Annotated in this window: 18 protein-coding genes and 5 tRNA genes; 5 read left to right on the top strand and 18 right to left on the bottom strand. The window is 63.0% G+C overall.

The window, feature by feature from the left end; genetic code table 11:
- Positions 1-3: 3 nt before the first annotated feature.
- From DNA98_RS08880 to DNA98_RS08860, 5 genes are all read right to left on the bottom strand, one after another.
- Positions 4-2,175 (bottom strand): transglycosylase domain-containing protein, encoded by a 2,172-nt coding sequence (locus tag DNA98_RS08880; protein ID WP_110529522.1) that lies wholly within the window; start codon positions 2,173-2,175, stop codon positions 4-6.
- 68 nt (positions 2,176-2,243) lie between these two features.
- Positions 2,244-2,645: a two-component system response regulator gene (locus DNA98_RS08875; protein WP_110529257.1), complete on the bottom strand. Its 402-nt coding sequence runs from the start codon at positions 2,643-2,645 to the stop codon at positions 2,244-2,246.
- A gap of 133 nt (positions 2,646-2,778) precedes the next feature.
- Positions 2,779-2,852, bottom strand: a tRNA-Gln gene (locus DNA98_RS08870).
- 72 nt (positions 2,853-2,924) lie between these two features.
- Positions 2,925-3,809: a bifunctional transcriptional activator/DNA repair enzyme AdaA gene (locus DNA98_RS08865; RefSeq protein ID WP_110529254.1), complete on the bottom strand. Its 885-nt coding sequence runs from the start codon at positions 3,807-3,809 to the stop codon at positions 2,925-2,927.
- A gap of 44 nt (positions 3,810-3,853) precedes the next feature.
- On the bottom strand, positions 3,854-4,825 hold the full coding sequence (locus DNA98_RS08860) for a 4Fe-4S dicluster domain-containing protein (RefSeq protein WP_110529251.1): 972 nt from the start codon (positions 4,823-4,825) through the stop codon (positions 3,854-3,856).
- A gap of 98 nt (positions 4,826-4,923) precedes the next feature.
- Between DNA98_RS08860 and DNA98_RS08855 the strand changes: the two genes are divergently transcribed.
- Together DNA98_RS08855 and xylB are read left to right on the top strand one after the other, a co-directional pair.
- The gene (locus tag DNA98_RS08855; protein ID WP_110529249.1) at positions 4,924-5,601 is read left to right on the top strand and encodes a uracil-DNA glycosylase; all 678 of its coding nucleotides are present in this window, start codon (positions 4,924-4,926) and stop codon (positions 5,599-5,601) included.
- Between the two features lie 30 nt (positions 5,602-5,631).
- Complete coding sequence (gene xylB, locus DNA98_RS08850; RefSeq protein ID WP_110529246.1) at positions 5,632-7,152, top strand: xylulokinase; 1,521 nt, start codon at positions 5,632-5,634, stop codon at positions 7,150-7,152.
- A 284-nt stretch (positions 7,153-7,436) separates the two neighbouring features.
- Here the strand turns inward: xylB and DNA98_RS08845 are convergent.
- From DNA98_RS08845 to DNA98_RS08780, 12 genes are all read right to left on the bottom strand, one after another.
- Positions 7,437-7,512: transfer RNA gene (locus DNA98_RS08845), tRNA-Val, on the bottom strand.
- A 47-nt stretch (positions 7,513-7,559) separates the two neighbouring features.
- Positions 7,560-7,635: transfer RNA gene (locus DNA98_RS08840), tRNA-Glu, on the bottom strand.
- Between the two features lie 2,857 nt (positions 7,636-10,492).
- A complete protein-coding gene (locus tag DNA98_RS08825) occupies positions 10,493-11,371 on the bottom strand; it encodes a tyrosine-type recombinase/integrase (RefSeq protein WP_110529519.1) in 879 nt (292 codons plus the stop codon).
- A gap of 144 nt (positions 11,372-11,515) precedes the next feature.
- A tRNA-Lys gene (locus DNA98_RS08820) sits at positions 11,516-11,591 on the bottom strand.
- A gap of 130 nt (positions 11,592-11,721) precedes the next feature.
- Positions 11,722-14,112: a cbb3-type cytochrome c oxidase subunit I gene (locus tag DNA98_RS08815; RefSeq protein WP_110529237.1), complete on the bottom strand. Its 2,391-nt coding sequence runs from the start codon at positions 14,110-14,112 to the stop codon at positions 11,722-11,724.
- Positions 14,113-14,125: 13 nt separating this feature from the next.
- On the bottom strand, positions 14,126-15,181 hold the full coding sequence (gene coxB / locus DNA98_RS08810) for a cytochrome c oxidase subunit II (protein WP_110529234.1): 1,056 nt from the start codon (positions 15,179-15,181) through the stop codon (positions 14,126-14,128).
- 75 nt (positions 15,182-15,256) lie between these two features.
- A complete protein-coding gene (locus DNA98_RS08805; protein ID WP_110529231.1) occupies positions 15,257-17,128 on the bottom strand; it encodes a heme o synthase in 1,872 nt (623 codons plus the stop codon).
- Positions 17,129-17,257: 129 nt separating this feature from the next.
- Positions 17,258-17,746: a DoxX family membrane protein gene (locus tag DNA98_RS08800; RefSeq protein WP_110529229.1), complete on the bottom strand. Its 489-nt coding sequence runs from the start codon at positions 17,744-17,746 to the stop codon at positions 17,258-17,260.
- Positions 17,747-17,823: 77 nt separating this feature from the next.
- Entirely contained in the window at positions 17,824-18,444 is a 621-nt protein-coding gene (locus DNA98_RS08795; protein ID WP_110529226.1) for an anti-sigma factor domain-containing protein, read from the bottom strand.
- On the bottom strand, positions 18,444-19,007 hold the full coding sequence (locus tag DNA98_RS08790) for a sigma-70 family RNA polymerase sigma factor (RefSeq protein WP_110529223.1): 564 nt from the start codon (positions 19,005-19,007) through the stop codon (positions 18,444-18,446). Before DNA98_RS08790 ends, DNA98_RS08795 begins: the two co-directional genes overlap by 1 nt.
- A gap of 101 nt (positions 19,008-19,108) precedes the next feature.
- Positions 19,109-19,999, bottom strand: a complete 891-nt coding sequence (locus DNA98_RS08785; RefSeq protein WP_110529221.1) for a ferritin-like domain-containing protein — start codon at positions 19,997-19,999, stop codon at positions 19,109-19,111.
- A 127-nt stretch (positions 20,000-20,126) separates the two neighbouring features.
- A complete protein-coding gene (locus tag DNA98_RS08780; protein ID WP_110529218.1) occupies positions 20,127-20,351 on the bottom strand; it encodes a CDGSH iron-sulfur domain-containing protein in 225 nt (74 codons plus the stop codon).
- A 114-nt stretch (positions 20,352-20,465) separates the two neighbouring features.
- On the opposite strand from DNA98_RS08780, the gene DNA98_RS08775 reads away from it, so the two are divergent.
- Positions 20,466-22,322, top strand: coding sequence for a phosphoenolpyruvate carboxykinase (GTP) (locus DNA98_RS08775; protein WP_110529215.1), 1,857 nt, complete (start codon positions 20,466-20,468; stop codon positions 22,320-22,322).
- Positions 22,323-22,647: 325 nt separating this feature from the next.
- Here the strand turns inward: DNA98_RS08775 and DNA98_RS08770 are convergent.
- Positions 22,648-22,724: transfer RNA gene (locus DNA98_RS08770), tRNA-Arg, on the bottom strand.
- A gap of 302 nt (positions 22,725-23,026) precedes the next feature.
- On the opposite strand from DNA98_RS08770, the gene DNA98_RS08765 reads away from it, so the two are divergent.
- Entirely contained in the window at positions 23,027-23,413 is a 387-nt protein-coding gene (locus tag DNA98_RS08765; protein ID WP_129865630.1) for a hypothetical protein, read from the top strand.
- A gap of 142 nt (positions 23,414-23,555) precedes the next feature.
- Positions 23,556-23,723: a hypothetical protein gene (locus DNA98_RS17800; protein ID WP_158531631.1), complete on the top strand. Its 168-nt coding sequence runs from the start codon at positions 23,556-23,558 to the stop codon at positions 23,721-23,723.
- The last annotated feature ends 27 nt before the right edge of the window (positions 23,724-23,750 follow it).

Raw genomic sequence — 23,750 nt, 5'->3', positions numbered from 1 at the left:
CCGCTAGGGGCACCGGTAGCTCTCCACTCGCTCGGGAGGCACCTGCCGATAGATCATCCGTTCGGGCGGGGTATCGGGTCCGGCCAGGCAGCCGGTGAGGCGGTCAAGGGCCACCGTCTGCGTGGCCTGGGCGGGAGAGTTATCGCCGGAGGCGTTCGGCGGGGGGCTCGAGGCCGCTGCCTCCTGGCTGCGGATCGGCGTCTGGGTGAAGAGGACAGGGATTCCCGACGGACTGGGATTCCCCGAGATCAGATCCATCCGGCTCGCCACCAATCCCGGAGGCTGCGGGAAGTCCCCCCCTGGCCGCCCCCGCAAGGCCTCCTCGACAAAAGCCCGCCAGATCGGGGGGTTGACCAACGAGCTGCTGGGCTCGCGCCCATTGGGCAAGCGTTGGGGTTTATGGTCGTCCCGCCCGATCCAGAGGGTGGCCACCAATCCCCGGCTGGCCCCGGCGAACCACAGGTCGGTGGCCTCGTTGGTGGTTCCGGTCTTGCCCCCTACCACCCGGCCCGGGATCGCGACCGGGGCCAGGCTGCGGCTTCCCAAGTCGTAGACATAGCCCTTGAGCATGTCCCAGACCAGGTAGGCCACCTGGGGGGTAAACAGCGGGACGCGGTTGTCCTCTGGCTGATAGATCACCCGGCCCGCCGCGTCCTCAACCCGAGTGATCAGCACCGGCTCGACCCGATAGCCGCCGTTGACAAAGGCCGCATAGGCTCCGGCTAGCCCCACCGGGGTGATCTCCGCACCCCCCCCGATGGCGTTGGAAAGGTTGCCCTCCCCCGCTAACCGGAAGCCCGCGGCCTTGAGCTTGCGGGTGATCTTTTGAAGGCCCACGGCGTCGGCCGTACGGATGGCGGGCAGGTTCAGCGATTGGTCAAGCGCGTAGCGGATGGTCACCGGGCGGTTCAGGAAACGGCCAGAGAAGTTCTTGGGCCGCCAGACCCCGCCGGGTTGGCTGGGATCGCGGAACTCCACCGGAGCGTCGGGAACGGTGGTGGCCTGGGTCCAACCGTTTTCCAAGGCAGTGCCGTAGACAAAGGGTTTGATGGCCGACCCAGGGCTGCGCCAGGCCTGGGTGGCCCGGTTGAACTGGCCGCCCGTGCCGGGCTTTTCCCCCACCATCGCCAGCACCTGACCGGTCTCGGGGTCCAACGCCACCAGGGCCAACTGAGCCCCCACCGGCAACCGCGCCCCACTCACCGCCCGCTCGGCGGCCTCCTGCATCTTCAGGTCGAGGCTGGTGTAGACCTGCAACCCCCCCTCGCCGTAGAGCTTCTCCTTGCCAAAGCGCCTCTCCAGCTCTGCCCGCACCGCCAGCACGAAGTGAGGGGCATGGGCCTTGACCAACTCGGGTAGCACCCGGGCCGAGGGATCCACCAGCTTGGCCGAAAGCAAGTTACCCTGGCCATCGTACTTGGCCTGCCAGCCGTTGGGAACGATGGGCTGCCTCCAAGCGGCCTCAGCCTCGGCGTGGGAGATCCAGCCCTCGGCTACCATGTCCTCGAGCTGGCGCTTCATCCGCGCCCGGCTACTTTTCAGGTCAAAATAGCGGGGGTTGGGGCCAGGGATGAGCTGGGCCAGGTAGACCCCCTCGGCCAGCGTCAGGGCAGCCGGGTCTTTGCCGAAGTAGGCCTCGGCCGCCGCTTGGATGCCCTGGGCGTTGCCCCCCCAGGGCACCACGTTGAGGTACATCTCCAGGATCTCCTGCTTGGAGTAGCGCCGCTCGAGCTCGAGGGCCAGCGGGAATTCCTTGAGCTTGCGCTCGAGGGCCCGCTCGCCGGCCAGCTCGCGCAACAGGGTCTGTTTGACCACCTGGGTGGTGATGGTGCTGCCTCCCTGCAAGTCGCCCCGGAGGATGTAGTAAAGCGCTCCCACCAGACGCACCGGATCCACCCCGTAATGCTGATAGAAGCGCTTGTCCTCGGAGAAGACCACCGCCGAGATCGCCGCCGGCGATACATCGGAGATCCGGACCAGGGTACGGTTTACCGCCCGTCCATCCTCCACCGAGGCGATGGTGGCGATGGGGGTGCCGTCGCGGGCGTAGAGGGTGCTGGTGGCGGTAAGCCGGAGGTTCTCAAAGGCCTCGAGGGTAGGGAGGTCACGCGTTGCGGAGTAAAACACATACCCCCCCGCCAGCGCTCCGCCGAAGAGGGCCGCCAACAGGAGCATCCCGGCAGCCCGCGCCAGGCGACGAAGCGGCGAGGGTTTTCGGGAGAGGCGAGAAGCCCGCACGAGGTTCAGTCTACCAGGGGGCTCTTTGAGCTAGGATGAGCCAAAGAACGCAACAGGCTCTTGAGGCGGCGGCGGTCGATCGGCTTAGAGAAGAGGTGGTCCACGCGAGAGACTTCAGCCGTGATGGTGGTGCGCTCGTTTTGCTCGGATACGAGGAGTACCAGCGGCACGTCCCGCAGGCGCTTAATCATCTTGAGTCGCCCCGCGATGGCAAAGGCATCGGGGTCCAATCCTTCATCCAGAACGATGGCTGTGGGGGTGTGTTCCTTAAGAAAGTCCAGCCCCTCCCGGGCTTGGGAAAAGCTCGCCCATCTAAATCCCAGCTCCTCTACGAGCAGCTCGAGTTGGGCTTTCAAGGTGGGGCTGGGCGAGACTACCAGGACAAGGGGTGAAGCGGCGTCAACCATAACGAAATGGTCTACCTCCCAAGTGTATATACGGAGCAAGTGGCGCTAAAAGATCAGCCCTGCTCCCAATTTTAGCACGCACAACGTGACCAACCCGAGGGTCAGGCACCCTCGGGTTTTCGCGTCCTAGACCTGGCTGGGGCACGTGGACTCGAACCACGACCGACGGTTCCAAAGACCGTTGTCCTGCCATTAGACGATGCCCCAGCGGGTTGGGTTTGAGCCGGTGAGGTTCTCCTCTTCCAGCACCGAATATCTTAGAGGGAAGTCGTCGCGCCGTCAATCAATAAACTCTCCCTTGTGTTGCTGCTCGAGCTGCAAAAGCGCCCGTTTACGCTCGAGGCCTAGGCGGTAGCCGCCCAAACCACCATCTTTTTGTACCACCCGGTGGCAGGGGATAAGGATGGGCACCGGGTTGGCGGCGCAGGCCTGGGCCACCGCCCGCACCGCTTTGGGATTGCCCAGGTTTTCGGCGATTTGGCTGTAGGAGCGGGTTTCCCCGTAAGGGATGCGCCGCAGTAGCTCCAGCACTTGCAACTGAAAAGCCGTCACCCGCAGATCCACCGGCAGATCAAGATGGACCGCGCGGCCTTCAAAGTAATCCAGGATGACCTCGAGATACCCTTTCAAGCCCTCGGCGTCCTCGACCAGATTGGCCTTAGAAAACTCGACCCGTAGGGCCCTACGAACCTCTTCAAGGTCGTCGCGTAGGCAAACCGAACAGACCCCCTTCTCGGTAGCCGCCACCAACAGCCAGCCCAAGGGGCTTGGGGTGGTGGCGTAGCGGATCACCTCCCCTTCCCCGCCCCTGCGGTAGGCCCCAGGGGTCATGCCGAGTTTCTGTTTAGCCCTCTCGTAGAGGCGGCTCGAGGAGCCATAACCCGCCTCGTACAAGGCACGGGTCACTTCCTCCCCGTTCTTGAGCCGAGCTTTGAGCTTTTCCAACCGCACCGCTTCGGCGTAGCGGCGCGGTGAAACCCCCAGTATCCGTTTAAACGCTGCCCGTAAGCGATACGGTTCAACCCCCACCGCCTCACTCCAGCAGACCAGGGTAGGGACGGTCTCAAAGTTCTCCAGCACCTCCGAAGCCCGCTTCACCAAAGCGGATTCGCTCTCAAGCGCCCCTTCTCGCTGTGTAGGTTCGGCGGTGAGCGGCATTTCCATACCTCCTAAGCTAGCTACCCCCCTCCCCTTTCGCTATCCGCTTTTCAAAGGTCGTACCAGGGCGGCCTGCCGCGGTATAGCTCGAGCGGTGCGCCAAATACCTCCTCCGGCGCGGCTTCCTCGAGCGTGATTACCTGCGGCGGACAGCTGCTCACACACGCTCCGCACCCCGTACAGGCCGAAACGTTCAACTTAAGCACGTACTCTTCGCTCAGGCCCTCGACACCCTCGCGGATGCGCTCCACTGCCCCGGTCGGGCAGACGTTGGTACACACTGGGCACAGCGTACACCCCTCCGCCACCTTGATCTTGGGCCAACGCAGGCCCTCCGCAGGAGCTCGCTTGGCCGCCAGCGCGCGCAAACGCAGTTCTGCCGGAAGTCCAGTCGGCTCCTCCTCGATCTGGATGAAGGGGAGGTCGGGCACTAACTCCGCCGCGCTCCGCCTGGCGCTTCCCAACAGCGCACCGAACATCTCACGGCGGCCCACCGCGGCCCCCTGTAAAGGCTCCATGGTGAGGCTGACCTCGAGCCCGGGAAAATACCTCTTCCCCTCCTCCACCACCTCTTGCAAGCGCCGTAGAACGTCTGGCCCGCCGATTTTGCAGCGCACACAGTCCCCGTGGGCCAGGGTAAGGGGCCCTTGGCGACTGGCGGCCTCGGCCAACAGGCCGGGGGTTAGGCGGCCCAAACAGAGCACCTCTTCTCCACTCCCAGGCGCTTTTGAGCAGCGGATCTGCCCCCTGCCGCGGTGCAGCGATTCCTGTAGCGGCCCCAGGGGGAACTCAAGCGCAGCTCCCGGACACACCTGGGTGCAAAGCCCACAGCCCGTACATAGCGCCTCATCAATCTCGACGGCGTAGCCTTCTAAGCGCACCGCTCCGTGCGGGCAAGCCTGTTGGCATAGGTCGCATCCTCCCACCGCGTTCTTCTCGAGCAGGCAACGCGAGGGAGTAAATTTGGGGGTCGGGTCGGTGAGCTTGAGAAAAGCGTTCACCAGGTTGTCGAAAAGCCCCATATCCTCTACAGTACGCCCTATAGGGTCAAAACTTCGGCTTGAAGTCACCAATCGCGCGCGCTAAGCCCAGCTTCAGCCAAGCGCGTTACCCTGGGCAAATGGACAAGCGCGCCGCGTTGGAGGCTTTGTACCGGCGGATGCTCGGCGAAGCGCAGTGCGACTCCCCGGTGGGGGGAAGCGGCAATCCCGACAGCCCGGTGATGTTTATCGGGCACAGCCCCAGCGCCACCGACACCCAGACCGGCAAGCCCTACACCGGGCCAGCGGGGGACATCTTCGATGAACTTCTGGCCCAGGCCGGCTTCTCCCGCGAGGATGTATACATCACGAACCTGGTCAAGTGCTGGCTTTGGAAAGAGGAGAACGGGGTTAAAATCAACCGCACCCCCAGCGCCAAAGAGATCAAGGTCTGGGTTCCGGCTTGGCTCAAACCCGAAATCGAGATCATCCAGCCCAAGGCCATCGTCTGCCTGGGTGGGCCGACCGCGCAGCACTTTCTGGGGAGGGAGTTCAAAATCACCCAGCAGGGCGGACGGTGGCTCGAGATCCCCCCCGAGAGCCCCTACCTCAAGCTAGCCGGGGATCTGCCCTCGCCGAGGCCCCTGATCATGGGCATCCCCCAGCCCAGCTACCTCATCCATCTACAGGAGCACTCCCCCGAAAGCTACCCAGGGGCACGGGCCGATCTAGTAGCGGATCTGCTCAAGGTAAAGGCGGTGCTCGAGGGCAAACCTCCTAAAGCCGCGCAGAAGAGCGAAGTAGACCTCCCTTTCTAACCCCGTAGAGCGGGGCATATACTGCCCTTGATGAAACCGTACGCTTCGTTGGGCTTGGATATCGGCACCAGCGGATGCAAAGGGTTGCTGTTGAGCCCCGAGGGGGAGGTGTTGGCGGCGGAGCGGGCCGAATACCCCCTGCTCATCCCCCGCCCGGGCTGGGCGGAGCAGGACCCCGAGGGGTGGTGGGTGGCCTCGCTGGGGGTGCTGCGCCGCTTGGCCCAACGGGCCGAAGGGCTGGGGCTCGAGGTGGCCGCCCTGGGCCTCACCGGGCAGATGCACGGGGCGGTGTTTCTAGACGCCGAGGGGAAGTCCATCCGCCCCGCCCTGCTGTGGAACGACGCCCGCACCGCCGCGGAGTGCCGGGAGATCGAGGAACGGGTAGGGGGCCAGCGGCTGCGGGAGATCGCCGGGAATCCGGCCCTCACCGGCTTCCAGGCCCCCAAGATCCTCTGGCTGCGCCGGCACGAACCGGAGGCCTACGCCCGGGTCCGGCACGTCTTGCTGCCTAAAGACTTCATCCGCTACCGGCTCACCCAAGGCTTCGCCACCGACGCCTCGGACGCCGCGGGGACGCTGCTGCTCGACCTGGCCCGGCGCGCGTACTCGCCGGAGATCCTGGAGGCGCTCGAGATCCCCCTCGACTGGCTTCCCAGGGTCTATGAAGGCCCGCAGATCACCGGGCAGGTGAGCCGGGAAGCGGCCCGCCTCACCGGGTTGCCCCCGGGCCTGCCGGTGGCGGCGGGTGGGGGGGACAACGCGGCGGCGGCGGTGGGGAGCGGGGTGGTGCGGGAGAGGGTGGCCTCGGTCTCGCTGGGCACCTCGGGGGTGATCTTCGCCCACAGCGACCGCCTGCGCCTGGACCCGGAGGGGGCTTTGCACGCTTTTTGCCACGCCGTGCCGGGCAAGTATCACCTCATGGGGGTAGCCCTCTCCGCCGGGGGCAGCCTGCGCTGGTACCGCGACACCCTGGCCGGGGAGGAGGTAGCCGCGGCCGGGGAGGCCGGGCGCGACCCCTACGAACTCCTGATGGAGCAGGCCGCCGGGGTCGCACCGGGGGCCGAGGGGCTGTACTTCCTGCCCTACCTGGCCGGGGAGCGCACCCCCCACATGGATCCCCGGGCCCGGGGGGCTTGGGTGGGGCTCAGCCTGGCCCACCGCAAGGGCCACCTGGTGCGGGCCATCCTCGAGGGGGTGGCCTTTGCCCTCAAGGACTCCCTGGTGCGGATGGAGGGCCTGGGAGTGCGGCCCCAGGCCCTGCGCCCCCTGGGTGGGGGGATGCGCAGCCCGCTGTGGCGGGCCATCGTCGCGGCGGTGCTGGAGGCCGAGCTGCAAGGGCTCGAGGTCGAGGAGGGACCCGCCTTCGGCGCGGCGCTGCTGGCGGGGGTGGGGGTAGGGGTCTACCGGGATGTGGAAGCGGCGGTGGCCCAGGCCGTCCGGCTCAAGCCCCAAACCACCTCCCCCGACCCCTCGCTGGTCCAGACCTACCGCTCCCTCTACCCGCAGTACACCCGGCTCTACCCGGCGCTCAAGGAGAGCGGGGTTTTTTAGGGTGTCTCCACATTCATGGGCTCCCCCAACCCATTCCCGCGAGGCGGTGCACCAGGTCGCGGGTGGAGGTGTAGAGCTTCCCGCACCCTTCCTTTCCACGAGTAGGATTTTGGAGTAGGATTTTGGGGCGAAAGGAGAACCCGACCCCCAGGTCCTTGCCTTGGGCCACCTAGGCGACCGGATCCGGCTGGTGGAGGCGAGGCTCGCAGCGTGAGCGCGTGCAATCAGGGGTAAGTTAGAGCAAAATCCCCGGGAAAAATCTCGGGGATTTGCCTTATCCATCGTGGTGGGCGCTGACGGGCTCGAACCGCCGACCCCATCCTTGTAAGGGATGTGCTCTTCCAGCTGAGCTAAGCGCCCAAGAAGCATCCCAGGTTGGCCCAAAGGTGTTCCAACCTGGGATATTGTGGTGACCCCAAGGGGATTCGAACCCCTGTTACCGCCGTGAGAGGGCGGCGTCCTAGGCCACTAGACGATGGGGCCGTTTTTAGGCCTCGAGGGATTCACCCTCTAACGAGACCGTTCATAAGATTAGCATAAGGGGGCGGGTTCGTAAAGCCTGGCAAGGCAAAAGGCGGGGCGCTTACCCCGCCTAGCCTCATGTTTTGTGGTGGGCCCTACAGGACTTGAACCTGTGACCAACCGATTAAAAGCAACGCTTGAAGACGCGAAAGGGAAAAATGGCTTTGCGAAGCGCTTTCTTCGTATCCCCCGGGGGAGGGGCGTGGCACCACCCCTACGCTTTGGATTATAAGCCTACCTGGCAAGGTTTGGGTTAGCGAAGTCCAACTTTCGCGAACGAACACCGGGGCAGTCCTACCCTGGAAAAGGGCAGGGGCTATAACGGCCCCTAAGCCGCCCCCCGACAAATTGCCCCTAAGACAAATTAGCGGCTATTTTCCAACCGTACAATTCCCATACCTTTCTGTTCTTGACGAAACAATAGCCCGGGCATCGAGCACCGGGGCTAGGCGGCTACATACTGGTAGACTGGTAGTGTCCAAAACGTACAAACCCCCAACAAACACCCTCCAGGACGAAGCTAACGCCCCCGATTTTTTTCCGGGGCAAGGTCCTAGGGATACAAGGACCGGGATACCGCTAGGCCGGTAGGTCCAAAGGACCTTCATACCCCGATACTGGTAGTGTCCAAAACGTACAAAGATGCAACGAAGTGCCTTCCGAACGCTACAAACTACCCCGATTTTTTTTTCGGGGTAAGGACCTACCGAAACCGCGGGTTAGCCCCAAGAACGTACAACCCCGGGGGCCAAGGGTGTTTCTTGCGGAAACAAGACCCCGGGCCGCCCCCCGCGCGCCCCACCCGCTAGGGTGTACCCCCGCCTGATAGACTTCACTTTTCCGAGCCCCCCGCTTAAAGCTATATGCCAAAGCCCTTGAACCTTACCGCCTTCATACCCCGAACCCCAAGGAAGGCGGGGTGAATGGGCAACGCACGAATGCCGCTACTTGCGAAGTCTAAAGGTCCCTTTAGATTCCACTAATGCTTTGCCAATAATCAGGGTTTGCGCCTTCTTTATCGCATTTTCGTGTCAAGGGGTCACGGCACTTTCTGTATGCGGGAATAAAATTTTGTCGTACAATAAAAAAATAAACAGACCCCGGGGTGATGGCCCCGGGGGAAAGGATAGGCAGCTATGGCTATAATAGCACAAGCCCCAACCCACGTCAAGCACAACCGCGCATGCCGCCGCGGTGCACGCCGCAGGACGCGACTTCTTCTTTCCTACGAAGTTCAGGCAGCGCGTGAACGGGCCCGACTGCGCCGGGCATATCTTAGGACCCGCCCAGGTGACCACATCGCCGCCGCAGATTTTGCGCAGGCATGGAAGCTCGTGGCCGTGGCGCACAGCATGGTCACCTGGGTGCGCGTTCGCGAACTGCCTCGGAAGCTGCTTCCCCGCCGCCCCCTTCGCCGCGTCCTGCTGAACCGCCCTAAGCCAAGGGCGCCCGTATCGAAGGCCGCCCCACCCGAAGGGCCGCCCGAAGGCGACAGTGAAAGCGAAGGCGAAGGCGGGGATGGGGACGAACCCCCATTAGCGCCCCTGCTAGCACTTCACCGCGCCAAGCGTGGGCGCCCGCGAAAGGCTCGTTCCTTCCGTGCCTTCCCTGGTGGCCGAATATACCGTAAGCGCCTGAAAGCCCTGGACCAGGTAGCCGCGGCTTTGGAAGGCCGCCCTGATGCCCTTTTTGTAACCCTTACCCCAGGCGCGCCGCCGTCTAAACAAGACCGCCTTCTTGCCCGGGTTCCCGCCCACGTGGCCCGTTCCTTTTCGGACCTGGCACGAAGACTTCGCCGGGACGGGGCCACCTTTGCCCTGGCCCAGGGAACACGGGCTGAAAATGGCGCCCTCTGCCCGCATGCCCACGCTATTCTTGCAGGGGTCACCCCTGAACGGCTTGCGGTCCTTGCCGCAAGGTCGGGCCTTCGGGTTCACGCCGAGCCCTTGCAAAATCCCAAGGCCGCCGCGCGGTACATGGTGGCCGCCCATCAGCGCCGCCACTACGACCGGCTTGAAGGGGCTCGAGGGTTTTACGCGCACATTCCGAACGAAACCCCCGCATCTTCCGCGTTTCTTGAAGAAACAAGCGCGCACCCCGCCCCCACCCTTCCGCCGGGCGCCATTGAACTGAACCCAGGCGTTCGTATTATTGACCCGCTTCGTTTCATTCGAAGCACCTTAGCTGACCTCGAGGCCGGGGGCCGCTTCCGCGATATCGCCCTTGCCCACAGCACCGCTTTAGCCCGGGCTTTGGGGATGGCGCCCCCACGGGACGCCCCCGAAGCCGCCGAATTCCTTCACGGGCTCCTTGGGGGTGGGTCATGACCGCCGCCCCCAAACCCCGCGACTGGGCGAAGGACCTGGCCCAAGGAAAAGCGGGGGAAGAAGACCCGAAAGTCCGCAAAGCCCTTGCTAAGCTTTACCCGGGCCTTCCTATCCAAAAGGCGTCCGCCTATTGGGACCGCCAGGGTGTTGACCTCATCGTAGACCGCCCCAGCTTCCCGGTTCCGGTACAAGTGAAGAGCTACGGGGGGACGTATCACCCCGCCCGTACCGCAAGTGTTTTCGTGGAAGACATTTCCGACCTGGACCGGGGGAAGCCCGGCTGGTTGTGGACAAGCCAGGCCGAAGTTTTAGTCATCAGGTACGGGGACGGGGTTGTCCTGGTTCTACACCTTCCCACGCTTCGTCTTCTGGCCGAAGCGCAAAGGGAAGCATGGGGTGACTACCTGCACATTACCGAAACCCGCCGTGGTAAAAGCACATGGTACTCCGCGGTTTGGCGCCTTCCCCTTCACGAAGTTAGGGACGCGATCTTAGTCACCCTTGAACAGCCCCCTGACCGGGCTAAACTTGGAATGGATTTCCCGCAGGTCCTTTTCCGCAAGGCGAACGTAGTGCGCGGTCATCAGGTTTGACTTGTGCCCCATCATGGTTTGCAGGGCGAAGGGGTTCATCCCGTTCTTGACCATAGCCACCGCCGCCCCACGCCGGAAGGCATGGGAAGGCTTGTAAACCAAGCCCGCGTTTCGGAATAGCCGCCTAAGCAGCTGCCGGAAGGTGTTGTAGCATAGGGGCCACCCCTTTTCCGATACGAAGGCAAAGTCATGGTCCACCTGGGGCCGTTCGTTCCGTAGGTAGGCCCAAAGCGCCCTTCGGGTAGCGGGGCTTATGGGAAGGACCTGGTACGCGCCCCCTTTCCGCTTGACCCTGACCCCTTCGGGCCGTATATCTCCAAGCCGAAGCTCGAGGATTTCCCCCGCCCGGGCTGCCGTATCCCATAGCAAAAGCACCAGGGCCTTATCCCGCAAGGGGTAGCGCCCCATTTCCGCCGCCAAAAGAAGCCGCCGCGCTTCCCCTTCCCGAATCACGGGAAGGTCCGGTGGGGGTGCCTTAGGGGGGCGAAGCCTACGGGTAGGGTCATCCCAGATGACTTCTTCCCGCACCAACCACCTAAGGAAGACCCTAACCGCCCGGTAGTGGGCCAGGACCCCGCCCCCGCTACGCCCTGCCTGGTGGGAACGGGACAAGAAAAGGCGAAGGTCCGCGGTTGTTATCCTGTCCACCGGCTTGTCTTCGATTGTCCTGACCATAGCCATAACCCCTTCCCGGTAAAAGGTCAAAGTTTTCGGGCTTAGCCCCCTTGCCTTCCCGTCCTGAAGGAAAACCGCTAACCAATCTGAAACACGTTCCACCTGACCCACCCCCGTAACCACTTTTGGACTTGGTTAAACCACCTGACTGTGTGCACCTGACGCCTTTTTGGTGGGGTGGGCCACATTTGGGGCGAAGCCGGATTTTTGCGATAAGAAAGCCCCCGGACCTTCCCCGGGGGTTTGTGGTGGGCCCTACAGGACTTGAACCTGTGACCAACCGATTAAAAGTCGGTTGCTCTACCATCTGAGCTAAGGGCCCTTAGGCCAGCCCTTGTGATTATAGGCAAAGCGCCTCAAGCTGTCTATACCCGCCTTCGACCGACCTCGGGGCGATGCCCTGTAGCGAAACGGGGCGCATCTGCGCCCCGATCTGCGGAGAGAGCAAACCCTCACCACAAGTAGAAGATGCTTACGATGAAAAGCCACACCGCGTCTACCAAGTGCCAGTACATACCGGCCGCCTCGAGCGTGCCGTGCTGGCTGGGGCTCAAGCGCCGGTGCAGGGCCTGGTAATAGGCCAGGCTCAAACCAGTACCCCCGATCACCACGTGCAAGCCGTGCAGCCCCACGATGATGAAAAAGGCCGCGGTCCAGACATTCTCCTGCCAAGAGCTATGGCTGTGGAAGTTGAGGAACTCATAGGTCTGGAAGAGGAAAAACAGGAAGCCCAGAATGATGCTAAGAAGTAGGCCGAAGCGGAAGGGGTTGGGTCGGTTTAGACGCAGGTCATGGTGGGCGTAGTGCACCACAAAGGAGCTCGTCACCAGGAGGAAGGTGTTGATCAGGGCCAGCCACACCGGTGGGCGCGTCTCAGGGGGTACGGCGGCTCCAGTAAGCCGCAGGTAGAGATACCCGGCGATGAGAATAGCGAACAGGGCGATCTCCGAGACAATGAACCAAGCCATCCCCACCCAGGCGTTGGACTTGCCCGTGACGGTATGGTGCTCGACGGGGTGGTCGTACTCCCAGGTGATAGCCCACTGGAAGAGGCTGTAGAGGAACACCAGCGCCCCGGCCAAAATCACCGGCCAGCTGCTGGCCCAGTCGAGGGCTAGCCCAACCCCCCCTACGGTCAGCCCGAGTGCGGTCATGAAAGGCCAGACCGTAGCCACCGGCAGGTGGACGTGGCTGGGGTCGTCCGGTTGCATCTTGAGCCCTTCGCGTGGCCAGTCGTACAGGGGCCGCTCAGAGGGGAAGGAGGTGGGGAACCTCACCGCGAAGTTGTAGGCCGGAGGGGGCGAGGTGGTGGCCCACTCGAGCGTATAACCGCCCCAGGGATTATCGGGGGCCTTCTGGTTGCGGCGGAAAGAGTCAATCATCCCGATAAGCCAGAAGATCCCACCCACCGCCAGCAGGATCGCCCCAATGGTCGAGATGAAGTTCATCTCGTTCCACAGGTAGTTTCCATCGGGGTAGGTGTAGTAGCGCCGCGGCATCCCCAAGAATCCCAACACGTACTGGGGCATGAAGGTGAACAAGTAACCCACCAAGAAAAACCAAAAGTGAAGCTGGCCCCAGCGCTCGCTGTAAAGTCGTCCGGTGATCTTGGGCCACCAGTAGTAAAGTCCGGCGAAAGCCAAGAACCCCGAACCGGCCATCAGCACGTTGTGGAAGTGGGCCACTACAAAATAGGAGTCGTGGACCGAGTAATCGAAGGGAACCACCGCCAGCATCACCCCGGTAATCCCCCCGAGCAAGAAGTTGAATAGAAAGCCCATCACGAAAAGGAGCGGGGTCTTGAACTCGAGCTGCCCCCTCCACAAAGTCCCCAACAAGCTGAAGATCTTCACCCCAGTAGGAACCGCCACCAACGCGGTGAAGAACACGAACACCAGCTGGAACAAGAGGCTTTCGCCCACCGTGAACATGTGGTGCGCCCAGACCAAAAAGCCCACCACGGCGATCCCCACCAGCGCAAAGACCATGAAGCGGTAGCCGAACACCGGCTTCTTGGCGAAGGTCGAGGCCACCTCGGCGGCGATGCCCAGGTAGGGCAAGAGCATGATGTATACCGCCGGGTGGGAGTAGAACCAGAAGAACTGCTGGAAGAGGATGGGGTCACCACCGTTGGCCGGGTTGAAGAGGGTGAGCCCCAGGTGGCGGTCCAGGTAAACGAGCAGGCTCGCCGCGGTAATCCCGGCCAGGGCGAATAAGGAGAGCATCGAGGTGGCAAAGATGCTCCAGACAAAGATGGGCATCTTCCACAAGGAGAGGCCCTTGGCCCGGAGGTTGTATACGGTAGCGGCGAAGTTGGCCGAACCCAGCAACGAGGACAGACCCAGCAGGATCACGCCCACCATGAAAAGGTCGGTGCCATGACCCGGGCGAGTGATAGAGAAGGGGTAGTAGAAGGTCCAGCCCACGTCGGGGGCTCCGCCGAAGAAGAGCGAGAGGTAGATGATGATCCCTGAGAACAGCCACAACCAGGCGGCGAAGGAGTTGATGCGCGGCAAGGCCACGTCGCGCTCCCCCAGCATCAAGGGCACGATGAAGTTTCCAAACCCTGAAAGCCCCGCCGGGATGATGAAATAGAACAACATCGTCGCCCCGTGCAGGGTGAGCACCTGGTTGTAATGGTCACCCACCAATAAGGTACCGTTAGGGGTGGCAAGTTGCAAGCGGATCGCCACCGCCATCAGACCGGCGAGCCCGAAAAAGAAAAACGATCCCGCCAGATAGAATATCCCGATCTTTTTATGATCGGTGGTGGTCATCATGTCCCACAGGTGCGCCCAGAAACCTGCGGGCGCAGCGGGTTTGGTCGGTGCGGTTACGGCCATCTAGTATCCTCCGTCAGAACTTGGGCAGCTTGCTGAAGTCCAGCCCCTCGACTTTGAGGCTCTCCAGATAGGCAGCGATAGAGCGCGCGTCCTCAGCGGAAAGCTGAGGGAAAGGAGGCATCAGGGAGCCAGGTTTCATGCCAGGGGAGTTCTTGATCCAAGCCTCGAGGCGCTCTGGGGTATTGTTCCAGACCCCTGCCCCCAGGGTGAGGCGGTTGCCAAAGAAGGTGAGGTCGGGGCCGATCTTGCTCCGGTACTGGGTGTTGTTGATGGCATGGCAGGCGGTGCATTGAGCGTTGAAGAGTTGCTGCCCCTTAGCCACCACCGGGTCGGTGGGAGCGGGAGGCTGGAAAGCCTTGGCTCCTTGCACGAAGCGGTCAAACTCAGCCTGGCTCACCACGATCACCCGGAAGCGCATGTTGGCGTGGCTAGCCCCGCACAGCTCGGCACACTGGCCGTAGTAGACCCCTTCCTTCTCCGGCTTGAACCAGCGGGTGGTGACGATACCGGGAATGGCATCTTGCGTGCCAGCCAGGCTCGCCACCCGGAAGGAGTGGATGACCGGTTTGGCGGGCCCCGCCTCGTTGGAGGTGATCTCGAAGTTCACCGGGCGGTTCACCGGCAGGATCAGCTCGTTGGAGGTGCGGATACCCTGCTCGGGGTACTCGAAGTCCCACCAGAAGAGATGGGCGGTGACCTTGACCGGCATCGCATCGGGCGGAACCTGGCTTATTTCAAACATCCCCCGCGCGGTGAGGCCAAAGATCACACAGACGATGAGGAAAGGGATGAGCGTCCAGGTGATCTCTAAGCGGTCGTTGCCGTGGAACTGGGGAGGCTCGCCCACCTCGTCGCCGCGTTTTTTGAACTTCAGCACGATGTAGGTCATGGCCCCGATAACCACCACAAAGATGACCGCGGCAAAGCCCATCACCCACCACAGCAGCTTGCTCACCTCACGGTTGTTGGAGGTGGCGGGATCGAGGATATTGACGTTGTATCCCCCATCGCCCAAGGCAAAGGCTACGCCTAGCAGAAGAATTGCCCAGACCAGACTTCGTCGCAGCATTACTCGTCCTCCGGTAAAGGGTACCCCAACAAAAGCCCTCGTATTATTCCACAACTCCACTTTCCGGCACAGCGGCTAAAGCGACCTGTCCACCGCCATAGCCACAAAGAGCAGGGCCAGGTAGAGCATGGAGTATTTGTACAGCGAAACGGCCCTGGGACGGACGGGCTCGAGGTAAAGCTGCAGGCTGCGCAACAGCAACAGCCCGTTCAACGCCAGGCTCGAGAGCAAGTAGACCAGGCGCAGCTCACCCATCAACAAGGGCATCAGCGAGATCAGCGCGGTAAGGATCGCGTAGAGACCGATCTGCACCACTGTAACCCGCTCGCCCAGCACCACCGGGAGCATCGGCACCCCCACCCGGGCATAGTCGTCTTTGATCAGCAAGGAAAGCGCCCAAAAGTGCACCGGGGTCCAGAAGAAAATGATCGCAAAGAGGTAGATCGCAAAGAGCGAAAGGTCATTGGTGACCGCAGCCCAACCCACCAGCGGAGGAAAAGCCCCCGCCGCCCCGCCGATGACGATGTTGTTCCAGAAGCGGCGCTTCATGTAGAGGGTATAGACCAGCACGTACCACAGCAGCCCGGAGAGGGCCAGCAAGGCCGTGAGCAGGTTGGCGGCCCACCACAGCACAACAAAAGCGCCCACCATCAACACCGAGGCAAAAATCAGGGCGTCTCGCGAGGAGATCTTGTGGGTAACGGTGGGGCGCTTGGCGGTGCGGTTCATCCGCGCATCGATGTCGCGGTCGATCACCATATTGATGGCGTTGGCCGCCCCGGCCATAGCATAACCCCCGATCGACACCCACAAGAAAAGCCACCCGCCCGGCCACCCGCCTGCGGCGATCAGCATGGCCGCTAACGTGGTAAACAAAAGCAAACTGATCACCCGGGGTTTGGTGAGCCAGAGGTAATCGCGCCAGGTGGCCCCGCCGGTTCCGGCATGCACGGACGCGCGTTCAGGAGGAGTCATCGCCCTTGAGTTTAACCCCGTTTCGGGGTCTTGCCCCACCTCCCCGTTCATCTCCCGCCGAGGGGCCCCCACCGCTAAAGCCGCAGCCATCAAGAGCACCCAGTTGATCCACAACAGGTCGGCCAACAGGAGGTGGGGGAGCTGGGTGAACAGAGGAGCGGCGAAGTACACGTTGAGAAAGCCCATCCCAAGCTGAGTCAAGTAGAGCACTCCCACCGACCGGGAAAGCCGCCGGGTGGCCAGGCCGGGCCGTAGATAAGCGATCAGGCCCGCCGCCAGCACCAGGTAAAGCCCCACGCTCACCGCGATAAAGGGGTGCAGTACCCGGAGCCGCACCAAGAAGTGCTCGCCGAGGGTCATGGCCCGCCCTACGGCCTCAGCGGTGCTGTGGACGGGGAAAATAGCGTCTCCCAGCGAGGTCACCGCACCCGAGGCGGCCAGCCCCGCCAACGCACCGAACCCGAGCCCCAAGGCCCAGGCCACCGCCCCCTGGCCACGCCAGCGCAGCGGCGCCCCACCCGAGGCCCACCAAGCGGTGAGAGCCAGCGAGCCGATGAGGAGCAAGGTGTTGAGCAGGTGCACCGGGGCCACAAAGGCTCGGGCCAGGCTGGCATCCTGCCCCACCAGGCGGAAGAGCACCAGGCTAGCCCCCACCAGGCTCTCTACCGCCATGAACGCTAAGGCCGCCCCAGCCCCCAAGCGCACCGGGTTACCCCCTGGGAAAGCCCGCCGGGACCAGAGGAAAAGCCCCACCACCAGCAAAAAGTCCAGCCCGCTGGTGGCGCGGTGGAAAAACTCGATAAAGGTGGCTATCCCTGGCGCCAGGGGCAACAAATCCCCATTGCACGTAGGCCAGTGGGCCCCACAGCCATCCCCCGAACCCGTGGCCTGCACCACGTCGCCCCAAAGGATGACCCCCAAGGTGACGGCGAGCGTCACCCAAACGTAAACGGCAAATCGGCTGCGTTTCATGGCCAGATTCCCACCCTCCGGTGGCCCTATCGATTATGGCAAAGCGGTAGGGAAGCCCTTAGGTACATTTGTCCCTACCCAAACGGGATAAGACTATAAGCTTCTGCCCTCAGACACAAGCCGCCGGGGTCAGGATTCGGCCACACTGGCCTCCGGCACGATCTTCCCGCCCCGCACGGTAGCTCCCAGTACCAGCCCCGCTGCCACCAGCACCAGGTTTTTGAAGATGTACTGCCCCTCGAGGGTAGGGGCGTAGGGAAAGCGCAGGAAAATCTCCTGGGGGAAAAAGAAGATCGGCAAGATAGTCCCGATCATTTGCAACAAGAGCAAGAAGAGGGTTCCCCGCATAAAGAACCCGCTGATCAGGCCCAGCCCGATCAGGGTCTCCCAGGTGGCCAGGATGGGGAGGCTCAGCGCAGGCTTGACCAATCCGAAGCTCAGGACTTCTATGGTGCGCCCGGCCAGGTCCTGGGCCGGGGAAAGCCCGGGAAAAAACTTCAGAAAGCCGAACCAGAAGAACACGATCCCCAGGCTAACCCGCAAGATAGTAAGGCTGTTGTCGGCTAGCCAGCGGGTGATGCGGCGGTCGAGGCGCTCGAGCTTGCGTGCAAGCGGCATACCCTTACCCTCCCCAGGCCAAGGTAGCGCAACCCCACAGGGCCGGTTGTCCCTTTGCGCACATCAAGCGGCTGGGACTATAGGTTTACGCTCACCCCCACCACCTCGGTGGGGGTACGGCTACCTCCGGGGGGCTCGAGCGAAACCGCGAGGCCCTTAGCGCCCGAGGGCAGCTCGAGCAACACCACCCTCGAGCGGAAGGTGCGCAGCGGCACCGGCGTTCCCCCCTCGAGCCCCCAGGCCTGGTAGACCTTGCCTTCCGGAGGGGCGGGCAAAGCCGAGATCAATAGCAGCCTCTGGTCGGGGCGCACAAGGGCGCGGCCTATCGGCCTGCCCTGGCGGTCCTGGAGGGTGAGGACGTGGGCCGCCGGATCGCCGAACACCTTTACCCAATCCCACACCTGCAAGCCCACCCAGCCCGCTGCCAGCACTACCGCCGCCGCGGCCAACGAGCCGAGCCAGGCCAGCCAGGGGCGGCGGGGGCGGACCCGGGCCAGGATGCGCTCCTCTAACCCAGGCGGGAGCGGTTCGGGGGGGAGAGAGAGCGCGAGCTGGTCTGTTGCCGCTTGCAACGCGCGCAACTCCTCCCGTAGCTCCGGGAAGGCCTCGAGCCCTGCCTCTACCGCCTGGCGCTCCTCTTCCCCCAGGGCTCCCAGCGCGTACAGCGGCAACAGTTCGCGGACTTCCTCGGCTCCCATCAGTCCTCCACCAACACTTCTCTCAGGCGTTCCAGCGCCCTGCGGGCACGGCTCTTGAGGGTACCCAGCGGCAAGCCCAAGCGCTGGGCGGCCTCGCCGTGCGGGTAGCCTTGATAGTACAGCACCTCGATCACCTGGCGCTCCTCTGGAGGAAGCGCACGCAGGGCCTGCTGAATGCGCATCCGGTCCAGCGAGCCGAACTCGTCCAGGCCGGGGCCGGGCAGGTCAAAAGCCTCCGGCTCGTCGGGCTCGAGGGGCTGGGGCCGGGCCGCCCGCGAGCGCACCTGGTCCACCAAGTGGTGGTGCGCCACCGCCAACAGCCAGCTTCTGGCGGCGGTCTTCTTGGGGCAGTACGACCCCGCACCCCTCCAGATCCGCACAAACACCTCCTGCACACAGTCCTCTCGCTCATTCTGGGCCAGGCCCATCCTCCGCGCCAGGGCCAGGATGGCCGGAGCATAGCGGCGATACAGTACCCCTAAGGCCTCCTCCTCGCCCCGCGCCACCAGGGCCAGTAAGGCCTCGTCTCCCAGGCTTTCCAGCCACCCGCCTTTGCCGCTCACGTCTTTTATAATGAGGCAAAAACCGCAAAAAGATAGTCAATGAGGATAACCTGCTGGGGGTTGGCGGGGGGCTAGCCGCCCCCCACCCTTTGGGCCACCGGTCACTTGATGGTTCCGTTGAGGCCGTTGGGGAAGAAGCCGCCCTTGCCCATACCGCCCAGGTAGACGATGGCCAGCACCTCGGCGGTGCTGCGCCCGAAGGCCACGCCGTTGTTGTCGGAGACCACGATGTTGGCCTTGCCGTTCAGGGTGATGCCCTGGTCCTTGCCGCCGCCTACCTTGGCCCGCAGGTCGCTGATGGCTTGGGTGACCTGTTCCACGGTGAGCCCCACCGCGGCGGGCTGGTCTTTGCGGGCGTAGAGCAAGGTACGGATCTCCCCCGCGTGGTAAGCCTCCACCGCCAGGATGCCCGCCGCGGTGTCCAAAACCCCACCTGCGCTGTCGTCGGTGAGGAGCCGCGCGGCACCCTTGTAAGCCGTCACGCCTACGTCTTCGAAGATAAACGCCCCGTGCAGGAAGAACAGCTCGTTGGCAAAGGGGTTGAAGCCCGTGATAGCCCCATTGCTTGCGGCTCGTCCGGCGGTGTCGAAGGCCAGGCCGAGGTCCAGCACCGGGCGGTCTACGGCTTTGGCCCCCAGGGCCCCTCGGATGGCCTTGACGTGGGCCAGCTCATCGGTGGCGATCTCGTCGGCATACTGCCGCACCGCGTCACTAAGGCCGGGAATGGGAGAGGTACCATCGAACCCGCTTGGGAAGCGAATCTCGGCGTTGCCCCCGCCCGCCGCGTACAGTTCCCCGATGCGCCCCGTCGCGGCCAGGTAGAAAGCGGCCTCGAGGTACTCGAGGTTCAAGGCGAAGTTGAGCACGTCCACGTCGATGTTCGCCTTGGCCGCTATGCTCGAGGTGCACCCGCTGATCACCCCGCCCAACACCGCTCCCGTACCTACCACTCCCAGCTGCTTGAGCGCTTGCCTACGGTTGAGTTCAGCCATGACCTAACCTCCTGGCCAGGGATCGCCCCCGGGCCAACCGAAGCGTCTATGCGCTTCACCCAGTCCATACGGAAGAGCCCCGGCTTTGGATCATCCCCAGCCGGGGCCTGCCCCGATAGGAATCGCTTCAGCGAGGCCGGTCCTGTTGAAATAGCTCCAGCTCTCCTCCCTCTGCCCTAAACCCCTTTTGCTTGTGGGTACCGTCGCAGAAGGGTTTATTGCCCGAGTGGCCACAGCGGCATAGGGCCAGCTTGGCTTTCTCCAGCACCCGCTCTTCTCCGTTGAGCCAAAACCGGCTCCCCTCGGGCAGCTCAATCACATACGGGCCGTTCTCCCGCAGGCGTAGCTTCATGGTTCTATTGTCTGGGATGGGGTACCCGGGGTAAATCCCTGACCTTGCGAGCGGAAGCTGACCCGGCGGGAGGCTATCAAACACCCCCTAACACCCGTTAGAGTTAAGGGTGATATGAGTCACATCGAGTTTCCTAGCTATATCCGTAGCCCTCGAGCCAAGCAGTGGATCAGGGAGATGGTTACCCTTTGTAAACCCGATGCCGTCCATTTCTGCGACGGCAGCGATCAGGAATATCAGCAATTGTGCGACTTACTGGTGGAGAAAGGCACCTTCATCCGGCTCAACCCCGAGTTACGGCCCAACTCCTTCCTGGCCCGCTCCGACCCCTCCGACGTAGCCCGGGTGGAGGACCGCACCTTCATCTGCTCAATCAACAAAGAGGACGCCGGGCCCACCAACAACTGGGTCAACCCCCGCGAGATGCACGAGACGCTGCAAAAGCTCTTCGACGGCTGTATGCGCGGGCGCACCATGTACGTCGTGCCTTTCTCGATGGGGCCGCTGGGCTCGCCCATCAGCTACATCGGCATCGAGATCACCGACTCGGCCTACGTCGTGGTCAACATGAAGCTCATGACCCGCATGGGCCAGCGGGTCTTCGAGGTGCTGGGCGAGAGCGACCAGTTCGTCCCTTGCATGCACAGCGTCGGCATGCCTTTGGAGCCCGGCCAGAAAGATGTGCCTTGGCCCTGTAACCCCACCACCAAGTACATCGTGCACTTTCCCGAGGAGCGTTCCATCTGGAGCTACGGCTCGGGCTACGGCGGCAACGCGCTGTTGGGCAAGAAGTGCCTGGCCTTGCGCATCGCCAGCGTGATCGGGCGCGACGAGGGCTGGCTGGCTGAGCACATGTTAATCCTGGGGGTGCAAGATCCAAAGGGCAAAAAGACCTACGTCGCCGCCGCCTTCCCTTCGGCCTGCGGCAAGACCAACTTCGCCATGCTGATCCCGCCCAAGCCCTTCCAGGAAGAAGGCTGGAAGGTGACCACCGTGGGCGACGACATCGCTTGGATCAAGCCCGGCCCCGACGGCCGCCTCTACGCCATCAACCCCGAAGCCGGGTACTTCGGGGTGGCTCCGGGCACTTCCTACAGCACCAACCCCAATGCCATGGAGGCCATCCGGGCCAACACCATTTTCACCAACGTGGCCCTCACCCCCGAGGGCGACGTGTGGTGGGAGGGCATGGACGGCCCGCCCCCGGCCAAGGCCATCGACTGGCAGGGCCAGGAGTGGACCCCCGATTCCGGGCGCAAGGCCGCTCACCCCAACGGGCGCTTCACCGCTCCGGCCTACCAAAACCCGGCCATCGACCCCGAGTGGGAGAACCCCAATGGAGTGCCCATCAAAGCCTTCATCTTCGGAGGTCGTCGGGCTACGGTGGTACCGCTGGTCTACCAGAGCTTCAACTGGAGCTTCGGGGTGTATTTGGGCGCGACCATGGGCTCGGAGACCACCGCGGCGGCCTTCGGCCAGGTCGGGGAGGTGCGGCGCGACCCCTTCGCCATGCTGCCCTTTATCGGCTACCACATGGCGAGCTACTTCAACCACTGGCTGGACATCGGTCGCCGGGTCGTAGACCCCCCGCGCATCTTCAGCGTCAACTGGTTCCGTAAAGACAAGGACGGCAACTACCTCTGGCCCGGCTACGGCGAGAACATGCGGGTGCTGAAGTGGATCGTGGAGCGGGCCAACGGGCGTGGCTACGCCACCGAGAGCCCGCTGGGCTACGTGCCCCGCTACGAGGACATGGACTGGCGCGGCCTAGACTTCTCCAAGGAGCAGTTCCAGGAGCTTATGGCCATCGACCGCGAGCTCTGGCTCAGGGAGATCCTCTCGCACGAAGAGCTCTTCATCAAGCTCTACGAGCGCATGCCCAAGGAGTTTTTGGCCATGCGCGAGCTCTTGATCTCCAACCTCTGGCGCTCGCCCGAGCACTGGGACGTGGGAGAGGTCAACAACTCGTAATACCAGGGCACGGGTAACTCGATGTCCGGAGCGTTGGGTTGACCTCGGGTCATACGCTATAACCCCGAAATCCCAATTGTTGAAGGGAGGGGTGGGTTACAGTGTTGAACCCACAACCTTCCGCCGAGGCAAACGGAATACGGGTTATGTCTGCGAGATTGTTGCCCAGGCCAATTTCTACACAGGGCCGAGGGTATCAGGGCTGGATCATTGACCCCAAGGATTTGCTGGCCCCTCGAGCCAAGGCTTGAGCCCATAAACCGTAGAATCACCGTAAAACGACCAACCCGAGGGCAAGGCACCCTCGGGTTTTCGCGTTCTGGACTGGTGCGCCCGGCAGGACTCGAACCTGCGGCCTAAGGTTTAGGAAACCTTCGCTCTATCCAGCTGAGCTACGGGCGCACGAAAACACGCTTGTAGATTGTAGCACAACCGGGTGGGGTGGCTCGAGGCTTGACGGGGGTTTTTAGGCATATCTAAACTAATAGCGTATGTTTAGGTAGGTATGACTAAACCTAAAGGAGGATGCCTGTCGTACCCGTAAAGGTGCCCAGGCTCTGGCCGCCCTGCGCAACCTCCTCCTGGGCCTCCTTCATCAACTCGATGCCCCTGTATCGTTGGCTATAGGGGGAGGGGTGTATATGATAAAAGCCTGCTTCCTACACCCAGGGCGCTGCATACTTGGGTGCTACAATAGACTTGGGATGCGTGTGGTCGTGGGTTCAAATCCCACCACCCCGACCAGAAAAACGGCAAAAGGTCCCCGGTCCATTTCGGTTCGCATGCGTAAACCTTCCACATACCCACCGGCAGCCACTTCAGATGAGGTGCTCAGCCGGTTTTTTCTCAACCCAGAACACTACGCGGCGCAGTCTGAAGAGGTGGTTTTCCGCGCCGTAGGTCGCCCAGATATTTACGATGACTGGGACTTCGGCCGACTGGTTTATCGGTGGGACGGTCAGCACATTGCGGTGAGGGTCATCATGCAAGGGGGAGTGATCATTTGCGTCGAGCGCCTAGATCCGTCGGACAAAAGGCGCTTTGCCGAGGCCCTCGAGGTGCTGTGGGAGCGACCCTCCGGCCCAATTTAACCGGGGCGGTTCATCCCCGTGCGGAGGGCGAGCCAACAGGCTCAAGGGGCACTAGCAAACACTCCAACCTCGCACTCGACCCCCTTCCAACGATCTGGTGCCCCAGGATGAGCAGGAGCTTGGGTTCTCTAAGCTCACGGATGTGCGGCACACCTCACAGGCTTCGGCGCGGATGAGCACCTGCCCGGCCTGGGGTCTGGGCACTTCAACCCTCTCCAGCCGCAGCGGCAGCCCCGGCCTCTCGAGCAGCATCGCCTGCGTGGTTCGTGGCAGCCCCGTGCCCATCCTTGCCCTACGAAGACTGGCTTAGCGGTCTGGTGACGAGCCTGGGTGCACG

The organism is Meiothermus sp. Pnk-1, assembly GCF_003226535.1.
Lineage (GTDB): Bacteria > Deinococcota > Deinococci > Deinococcales > Thermaceae > Allomeiothermus.
The sequence above is the reverse complement of the archived record's forward strand: the minus strand, read 5'-3'. Positions and strand labels throughout refer to the sequence as shown.

Coding starts and splice junctions, on each gene's coding strand:
- DNA98_RS08880 (WP_110529522.1), bottom strand. CDS start 2,175: ATGCTCCTGTTGGCGGCCCTCTTCGGCGGAGCGCTGGCGGGGGGGTAT.
- DNA98_RS08875 (WP_110529257.1), bottom strand. CDS start 2,645: ATGGTTGACGCCGCTTCACCCCTTGTCCTGGTAGTCTCGCCCAGCCCC.
- DNA98_RS08865 (WP_110529254.1), bottom strand. CDS start 3,809: ATGGAAATGCCGCTCACCGCCGAACCTACACAGCGAGAAGGGGCGCTT.
- DNA98_RS08860 (WP_110529251.1), bottom strand. CDS start 4,825: ATGGGGCTTTTCGACAACCTGGTGAACGCTTTTCTCAAGCTCACCGAC.
- DNA98_RS08855 (WP_110529249.1), top strand. CDS start 4,924: ATGGACAAGCGCGCCGCGTTGGAGGCTTTGTACCGGCGGATGCTCGGC.
- xylB (WP_110529246.1), top strand. CDS start 5,632: ATGAAACCGTACGCTTCGTTGGGCTTGGATATCGGCACCAGCGGATGC.
- DNA98_RS08815 (WP_110529237.1), bottom strand. CDS start 14,112: ATGGCCGTAACCGCACCGACCAAACCCGCTGCGCCCGCAGGTTTCTGG.
- coxB (WP_110529234.1), bottom strand. CDS start 15,181: ATGCTGCGACGAAGTCTGGTCTGGGCAATTCTTCTGCTAGGCGTAGCC.
- DNA98_RS08805 (WP_110529231.1), bottom strand. CDS start 17,128: ATGAAACGCAGCCGATTTGCCGTTTACGTTTGGGTGACGCTCGCCGTC.
- DNA98_RS08800 (WP_110529229.1), bottom strand. CDS start 17,746: ATGCCGCTTGCACGCAAGCTCGAGCGCCTCGACCGCCGCATCACCCGC.
- DNA98_RS08795 (WP_110529226.1), bottom strand. CDS start 18,444: ATGGGAGCCGAGGAAGTCCGCGAACTGTTGCCGCTGTACGCGCTGGGA.
- DNA98_RS08785 (WP_110529221.1), bottom strand. CDS start 19,999: ATGGCTGAACTCAACCGTAGGCAAGCGCTCAAGCAGCTGGGAGTGGTA.
- DNA98_RS08780 (WP_110529218.1), bottom strand. CDS start 20,351: ATGAAGCTACGCCTGCGGGAGAACGGCCCGTATGTGATTGAGCTGCCC.
- DNA98_RS08775 (WP_110529215.1), top strand. CDS start 20,466: ATGAGTCACATCGAGTTTCCTAGCTATATCCGTAGCCCTCGAGCCAAG.
- DNA98_RS08765 (WP_129865630.1), top strand. CDS start 23,027: ATGCGTGTGGTCGTGGGTTCAAATCCCACCACCCCGACCAGAAAAACG.